The organism is Candidatus Cloacimonadota bacterium (assembly GCA_011372345.1).
Classification (GTDB): domain Bacteria; phylum Cloacimonadota; class Cloacimonadia; order Cloacimonadales; family TCS61; genus DRTC01.
The window spans coordinates 1-7,242 of record DRTC01000126.1 but is presented as its reverse complement, the minus strand read 5'-3'; the positions used below and the strand labels follow the sequence as shown (position 1 = coordinate 7,242).

The 7,242-nt window shown below is 35.5% G+C and carries 7 protein-coding genes; all 7 read right to left on the bottom strand.

The window, feature by feature from the left end; genetic code table 11:
• Positions 1–252: 252 nt before the first annotated feature.
• The gene (locus tag ENL20_02355; GenBank protein HHE37396.1) at positions 253–1,263 is read right to left on the bottom strand and encodes a bifunctional oligoribonuclease/PAP phosphatase NrnA; all 1,011 of its coding nucleotides are present in this window, start codon (positions 1,261–1,263) and stop codon (positions 253–255) included.
• Positions 1,229–1,582 carry a 30S ribosome-binding factor RbfA gene (rbfA, locus tag ENL20_02350; protein HHE37395.1) on the bottom strand — a complete coding sequence of 118 codons (354 nt, stop codon included), beginning with the start codon at positions 1,580–1,582 and terminating at the stop codon, positions 1,229–1,231. Before rbfA ends, ENL20_02355 begins: the two co-directional genes overlap by 35 nt.
• Before the next feature lie 213 nt (positions 1,583–1,795).
• Positions 1,796–4,210: a translation initiation factor IF-2 gene (locus ENL20_02345; GenBank protein HHE37394.1), complete on the bottom strand. Its 2,415-nt coding sequence runs from the start codon at positions 4,208–4,210 to the stop codon at positions 1,796–1,798.
• Positions 4,211–4,223: 13 nt separating this feature from the next.
• Positions 4,224–4,532, bottom strand: coding sequence for a hypothetical protein (locus tag ENL20_02340; protein HHE37393.1), 309 nt, complete (start codon positions 4,530–4,532; stop codon positions 4,224–4,226).
• Between the two features lie 132 nt (positions 4,533–4,664).
• Entirely contained in the window at positions 4,665–4,883 is a 219-nt protein-coding gene (locus ENL20_02335; protein HHE37392.1) for a DUF448 domain-containing protein, read from the bottom strand.
• Positions 4,883–6,115, bottom strand: a complete 1,233-nt coding sequence (gene nusA, locus ENL20_02330; protein HHE37391.1) for a transcription termination factor NusA — start codon at positions 6,113–6,115, stop codon at positions 4,883–4,885. Before nusA ends, ENL20_02335 begins: the two co-directional genes overlap by 1 nt.
• Positions 6,116–6,124: 9 nt before the next feature.
• Positions 6,125–6,574 (bottom strand): ribosome assembly cofactor RimP, encoded by a 450-nt coding sequence (locus ENL20_02325; protein HHE37390.1) that lies wholly within the window; start codon positions 6,572–6,574, stop codon positions 6,125–6,127.
• Positions 6,575–7,242: the final 668 nt, after the last annotated feature.

Below are 7,242 nucleotides of genomic sequence, written 5' to 3'. Positions count from 1 at the left end.
TTTTGGTCCTTTTTAGTTTTAAATGGGTCGATCTATTAAATACCCAAACAACAAAATCCAAAAAACAAATAAATTCCAAATAAGAAATATCGAAATAACAAACGAGCGTTGCTTTTATTTGTTTTGAATTTGTAATTTTATTCATTGTTTTTTATTTGGATTTTGTGTTTTGAATTTTGAGATTTTCCTCATTGCTATTTATTTGCATTTGGGGATAATTGTTTAATTTACACACTCATTTCTACAAAGAGGTTAAAGTTGTTCCTTGATATCCTTTAACAACTTTTCTTCCAGCTCGGAATAAGTGCCTGAAATCTCACAACCGGAAGCGCGAATATGTCCGCCGCCATCATATTTCATCGCGATTTTATTAACATCGATATAATTTGAACGAAGATGCAACCTGAACTTTCCAGACTCGGTTTCCTGGAAATAGATCAAAATCTTAACATCTCTGGTTCCTTTGACCCAACGCGTCATTTTATCGGTTGCTTCTCGCGTTAAACCGTTCCTTGAAAGCATTTCCAGAGTTGAATGCATGAATAGTATCTTCTTGTCCTCAAATGTTTTAATTGTAGCTAACACTTCCCCGATAAATCTCATTTCTGCGGGAGATTTGTTCATCAGGAATTTTTCCGCAATATTTCCGGGAACCAATCCGAGTTTCATTAATTCCGCAGATATTTGAAATGTTTCCGCATCCGTATTGGCATTGATAAAATTATCAGAATCGTTTAAAATCGTTGTATAGACAGCTTCTGCAATATATTTTTGGGCAAGTTTCGGAAAGGAAGAAATTTCATTTGAGAAGAGGTTATAAATAATCACACCGACACTTACTTTATCAGTATCGATATAAGTCTCAGAATTTGAGATCAGTTCATTTTCAGGATGATGATCGATCGCGATTATTTTTTCTGCTTTGGAAATTAGAGGAGCACATTTACCGATTCTTTCCTCTTCATGACAATCGAGGATCAATAAAAGATCATACGCTAATTTATCGGAAAATACGATCGATCTTTCCCGTCCGTTTAGGAAATCATAAACAGCAGGAGCGGTTTTTTCTAAAATTATTTCTGATTTAATATTTTTTTGAGATAATATTTCCTGCAGAACGAGAGCAGCACAAAATCCATCTCCGTCAGGACTGTAATGAGTAACAATTCCTACAGAAGAATATTTTTCCAACGATTCGAGGAGTATTTTTTTTAAAGATTCAAGTGAATTAACTCTCATTTTCTTCCGCATGGATTTTGGCAAAAATATCCTCTAAATGCCGGGCATTTTCTTCCAGATCATCATAGAAAAAACTTAATTCCGGTATTATTCTTAAAAGTTTCGAAGAAGCAATTTCTTTCTTGAAAAATCCGGAACTTTTTGTTAGAACCTGCTCGATCTTCTTTTTTGAACCTTTATTTAGAAAGGTAAAATAAATCCTGGCATGCGACAAATCTTTGGAAAGTTTAACTTCTGAAATGGAAACCCATTGTAAGTTTTTGTCTCTTAACTTATAATTTATGACATTATTAAATAATTTCAGGAGTTCTTTTTCCATTCTTTGAATGCGAATGCTTGGCATTTTTTCTCTCCTGTTTTTTGTGATCTTTTAAATTTGCCAAATTTACAAAATTTGGCAAATTTTAGCATTTTCCGAAGCTTCTCACAAAGGAATTCTCTCACATAAGATTCGGAAAGTTTTAACGCTCGAACAGACAATTCATCATCGAACAAACCTTCCGAATCCTCAAAATTGAGAAAATTGAAAGAAGGCTTCGGAAGGGAACTCTTACAGTTACAACTTCCTCGCAACTTCCTCGATGATGTATGTTTCAATTATATCACCTTCTTTGATATCATTGAAATTCTCTATTCCAATCCCGCACTCGGAACCGGCTTTGACTTCCTTAACTTCCTCAGCAAAGTGTTTCAAAGAAGAAATATTTCCTTCATGAAGCATGATATCATTCCTGTAAATCCTGATTTTAGCAGTATTGGAAATAATTCCTTTTTCTACGAAGCAGCCTGCAATTGTTCCTACTTTTTTAATTTTAAATGCTTCTTTGACAACAGCATTACCGAGATATTTTTCTTTCAATTCAGGAGCTAACATTCCCTGCATTGCCAGTTCGATATCCTCGATCGCTTCATAAATTATCTGGTACAGTTTGATCTCAATATTTTCGTCTTCCGCCAGTTTTTTGGCTACATTGCTCGCACGAACATGGAATCCGATGATAACTGCCCCGGAAGCGGAAGCGAGACTGATATCTGCTTCATTGATCCCACCGACTGCCTTGTGAATGATATTAACCACAACCTCGTCTGTACTCAATTTCTGGAAAGAATCACAGAGTGCTTCTACTGATCCGTCCGTATCTCCCTTAACGATCAACCTGATCTCGTTCATTTCATGTTCTTTGATCTTCTGGAAAAGGTTATCGAGACTGGTTTTACTTTGATATTTTTCTCTTTCCTGACGAATGTGCATTCTTTCCGCACTTATCTGACGAGCAGTTTTTTCATTTTCAACTTGATTGATGATATCACCGGCTTTGGGAACTTCATTCAAACCATAGATAATAGCCACATCGGAAGCCTTTATTTCTTTAAGTTCCTTCCCGCGTTCATTTTCCATCTTTCTGACTCTTCCAAAAGTAGCTCCGCAAACAATATTATCGCTCTTTTTTAGATTTCCTTCCTGCAACAGAATAGTAGCGATCGTTCCCATGCGCTGGTCTTTTCTCGATTCGAGAACAATTCCCTTTCCATGCACTCCCTTGGGAGTTTTTAATTCCTGCATTTCTGACGATAAAAGGATAGTTTCAAGAAGCTCATCTATTCCTTCACCGGTCAATGCCGAGCATTTCACCCAGAGAATTTCTCCTCCATAATTTTCCAGCATGATATTCAACTTCATCAGATCATTGATAGTTCGATCTATATTTGCATCTTTCAGATCGATCTTATTGATCGCAATAATGATCGTAACATTTGCTGCACGAGCGTGATCGATCGCTTCAATAGTTTGCTTTTTTACGCTTTCATTGGCAGCTACGACAATGACTGCAATATCGGTTACATTTGCTCCCCTGGCTCGCATGGCTGTAAAAGCTTCGTGTCCGGGAGTATCTATGAAAGTTATCTTTTTCTTGTTAAATTCGACCTGATATGCTCCAATATGTTGCGTAATTCCTCCGGCTTCTCCGGCTACAACATTAGTTGAACGAATTCGATCCAGAATAGCTGTTTTCCCATGATCAACATGACCCATAACTGTGACTACAGGTGGACGGGGAATGGTTTCAATATCTTCATTCTGCTCAATCTTTTCATCTAGAATATCAGTTCCGTATTCTTCCTGGAATTCCACATCAAAATCAAATTCATCGCAGATCATTTCCAGGGAATCTTTGTCTAATCTTTGATTGATCGTTACCATCTGACCCATCATAAAAAATTTGGAAATAATATCAGTCGCCGATACTCCCATTAATTTCGCTAATTCACTTACAGAAGTAAATTCATTTATCACAATCTTTGTATCGGTAATTTTAGTATGTCTATCGTCTCTTTTATATCTTTTCTTTTTTGTGGAACCAGACAATGTTTTCTTAATACTTTTGCTGATTTCAGCTTCTTCCAGCTCTGTTGGTGTAAATTTCTTTTTTCTTCCGGATTTTTTTAACTGCTGCAATTTAGCTTTTAAATGTTTATTTTTTTCCTCGTATGTTTTAGCTTTTTTCTGTTTATCATCTTTGAATTTACCGGCTGGAAGTTCTTTCATAGGTGCAGGAGGAGGTTTTTTCTCTCCGGTTTTTACAGACAGTTTTCTTGTTGGCTTATATACAGATCCTGATGGTTTGGATATATGAGGCGGGACCTTTTTTATCTTCTTTTCAACAAAAACCTGAATTTTTTCAGTTTCCGGCTTTTTCTCGGTTTTTGGAGCTTCCTTAGCTTCTTTTATTTCCTGTTCTTTTCTCTTTCTCTCTAATTCAATTTTCTTATGATAAACGACTCTGTCGTGTTCTCGCTTCTTAACCGCAGCAACTTCCTGGTTGAATCTCTCTCTGATCTTCTGCTCGACTTCTTCAGCCACAGGACTCATGTGACTTTTAACATCAACACCAAGATCGTGCAGATGTTTTTTTAAAGCAGCAGTAGAGATTTTGAACTCTTTTGCCAGCTCGTGAACTCTCTTCGACATTATTCCTCCAAACCTATTGAACTAACCGATTAATTCCTTTGGCAAAATTTTTGTCTATAATACAAATTATTCCCAAATCCCGAATGTTGAATGCTTCTCCTAATAATGATTTCGTTCCAAATTCGATGATTGGGATACCGAAATCTTCCACTATATTCTGTAATCTCCTTTCCGATTTCTCTGCAAGATCGGAAACTTTGATTACCAGCTTTGCAGAACCGTTTATACAGGCTCTTTCGCATTCATCATAACCTATTTTCAATTTCCCGGCTTTCCTGGTTAGATGAAGCAGGTTAATAATTTTCTGTTTTTGTTCTTCCATATTCAATTTTTCTATTCAAGTCGAAAGAGAAGCGACTACTCGAAACATTCGGATCACTCGTTCAATTTCGGACCAATGTCTTGTTCCTAGACGAGTTCCTAACGAGTCGAATTAGAATACAAAATAAATGAGTCATTTAACCTTTCTCTTTACCCACTTTTCTATTTTTTCCAAACATTCATTTTTATCACAAACATAATATCCCCGTGCAGGAAATTTTCTTTTGAGATCAAACACGATTTCCGTATCAATCAGCACAAACCGGAGAAATTTCTGCTGCTCTGTTTTGCTTTTGCAAATAACACAGGTACGCAGAGGAACATGTCCTGCCTTTGAAGATCTATTCGGCATTAGAAATATTCTGCTGATTCCTTGAGCTTGATCGCAGTTTTTTTGCCAAGACCTTCCAAGTGGCACAATTCATCGACAGATGCTTCAAATATATCCTGAACCGAAGTATATCCATGAAACCGTAAAACTTCCGATATTTTAGGAGTAACTCCGTCTAAATCACTGATATGACTTGTGATCCGACGTTCTTCGGAAATTTTATTTTCAAATTCTTCTTCCGTATAAATATCGAGTTTATAATCAGTCAACTTGGCTGCAAGTTTGACATTTTTCCCTCTTTTACCGATCGCCAGATTTTTATTTTTTTCCGAAACAATTATTCGTGCAAAATTTCCTCTCTCAGCAAGATAAACTTTTTCCACGAGATCAGAGCCAATCGCATTTGCTACTAATTGTTCAGGAGAATCATCCCATAAAACAATATCGATCAGTTCTCCGTTTATTTCCTGTCTGATCTGCTCGATGCGAATACCTTTTGGTCCTAAACAACTTGCTGTAGCATCGACTTTTTTATTATTAGATATGACTGCAACCTTTGTCCGCATTCCCGGATCACGCACAATTTTCTTGATTTCAATCTCTTTAGAATTGATCTCCGGTATTTCTATTTCAAATATTTTTTTAACAAATTCCGGACGGGTGCGGGACAAGATCACGATTACATCATTCTTTCTTTTGCGGATATTGACCACATACGCTCTGATCATATCACCAATTTTAAAAAACTCACCTTCTACCTGTTCTTCTAACGGTAACAGAGCATCTGCATATCCGATATTTACGATCAAACCATTATAATCGATTTTCCTGACTTTCCCGGTTACGATTTGATGCTTCTGCTTTTCATAATCGAACATTATCCGGTCTTCTTCTAGTAATTTTATTTTTTCTAAAATTGATTTCCTGGCATTCCTGATAATTTTGGGTTCAAACTCATAGATCGGCATTTCAACAGGAATTTTATCTCCCAATTCTGCGTCTTCTTTATAATAAAAGGCATCTTCCAAAGAAATCTCACCAAGAGATACATCTCTTTCTACAACAATTTTATTGAATTTCACACAGATTTTACTGGTTTCAAAATCTGCAGTTATTTCTAACTCATTTTCAGAAGTCAGTTTTTTGGAAACTGCTTGTAACAAACTTTCCTTGATGATCTCTGCTAATTTGCCTTTATCTAATTGCTTCAGAGCTGCCAGTTCTGCTAATGATGCCATTAAGTTCGCACTCATAATTTCTCCTTATTTCTTGAAATCAAAATATGTTTTTGCTTTTTTTATATCCCGAAAAAAAACCGAAACAATTTTATCTTCAATTTCGACATTGATGAGATCGGGTAATACTTCTCTTAAAATCCCAATTTCAGTCATAATTTTATCTTCCATCTTGAAAGTTAATTTAATTTTTTCATTAATAGCACTGAGATAGTGCTTCTTTAATTTCAGTTCTCTTTCCAATCCGGGAGATGAAACTTCAAGAAAAAATTTCCCCGGAATGATATCTTCCATATCAAGAACATTGCTGATCATCCTGCTGACATTCCGACATTCTGTGATCGAAACTCCATTGATTTTAGTAAGAGAAACAAGAATAATCTTGCCTTTAGTGGTGTTTTTGATCTCCACATCATAGAGATCAACATCATTCTGCAGACAGGCTTCTTTTGCTATTTTTTCAATTTTCTCTAACATAACACCCTTTTTATACAAACAAACCACTGTAATCAGTGGTTCGAGTTTAATATCAAAAAAATGCTGACATTTTCAGTCAGCAGATTTTTATCCAGACCTTTTCAATTTTTCTTTTGGGTAAGAAAATTTTCATTATTTCTGATGTCAAGAAGTAATTTGAATTCAATCTTTTTAAAGATGTCTTTCATCTCTAATTGCTTCTTTCAACCATAGACCGGAAATCAATTCCTACGAATTTCTCCGACTTTAATCCGTATCTACCGGAAATTACTTCTACAAATTAAACTCGGATAATTATGAATAAACTATGGAAATGAAACTGATGTAATGATTTATCTATAAATCAATTACATTATTGCATAACTCTGTTTCTTTAATTCTCTCGACAGAATCAGATTTTTTACTTTTCTAACTGATCAAAATGAATCACAAGCAAAGATAAATGACAACTTCATTCGAGGATTAAAATCTAGAACATTTCGATTCATAGAGACGAGAAGACAATCTTCAGTGTGATTCTCTAATAATCGATTAGATTACATAAGTAGTGCTTGAACGAAAAGTACGTTTTCTCAATAAAAGGAAACTTGACTTAAGCCGTAGGTCTTGAGTTAAGTTTACTGACATAAGCAAGTTAGAAAACTTAAATCAAGTCAGCTAAAGCAAAC

Excerpts from the sequence above, each read along its gene's own strand:
- ENL20_02340 (HHE37393.1), bottom strand. The coding sequence starts at position 4,532 with ATGGAAGAACAAAAACAGAAAATTATTAACCTGCTTCATCTAACCAGG.
- ENL20_02345 (HHE37394.1), bottom strand. The coding sequence starts at position 4,210 with ATGTCGAAGAGAGTTCACGAGCTGGCAAAAGAGTTCAAAATCTCTACT.
- ENL20_02335 (HHE37392.1), bottom strand. The coding sequence starts at position 4,883 with ATGCCGAATAGATCTTCAAAGGCAGGACATGTTCCTCTGCGTACCTGT.
- ENL20_02325 (HHE37390.1), bottom strand. The coding sequence starts at position 6,574 with ATGTTAGAGAAAATTGAAAAAATAGCAAAAGAAGCCTGTCTGCAGAAT.
- nusA (HHE37391.1), bottom strand. The coding sequence starts at position 6,115 with ATGAGTGCGAACTTAATGGCATCATTAGCAGAACTGGCAGCTCTGAAG.
- rbfA (HHE37395.1), bottom strand. The coding sequence starts at position 1,582 with ATGCCAAGCATTCGCATTCAAAGAATGGAAAAAGAACTCCTGAAATTA.